This is a genomic window from Brachyspira catarrhinii, from assembly GCF_005518285.1.
GTDB lineage: Bacteria > Spirochaetota > Brachyspiria > Brachyspirales > Brachyspiraceae > Brachyspira > Brachyspira catarrhinii.
This window is the reverse complement of the sequence record NZ_SJDU01000857.1, coordinates 1-328: the sequence shown is the minus strand read 5'-3', so window position 1 is coordinate 328 and position 328 is coordinate 1. Positions and strand designations below refer to the sequence as shown.

The 328-nt window shown below is 38.1% G+C and carries 1 pseudogene; it reads right to left on the bottom strand.

The annotated features are described in order from the left end of the window. A pseudogene (locus EZH24_RS13665) lies at nt 1–328 on the bottom strand (preprotein translocase subunit SecY); the annotation flags it as partial.

Sequence of the window (328 nt, the reverse complement as noted above, 5' to 3'; positions counted from 1 at the left end):
AAAAACAGAATTCCAGCCGTAACGGTAGCGACTACTATAAGAACGAAACCCAAACCAGGATTCATATATATCATAGCGCCTTCTTCTATACTCTGAATCCAACTTGCCATAGCGGCGGATTGTATTATACAAAGAACTAAAGTCAAATATCTAACATATTGATTTATCTTCTTTCTTCCGCTTTCTCCCTCTTTTTGCATTCTTTCCAACGCGGGAATAACCACTCCAAGAAGTTGCATGATAATCGAAGCGGATATATAAGGCATAATACCCAAAGCCAATATTGAAAATCTAAATAAAGCCCCGCCCGAAAACAAATCCATAATCG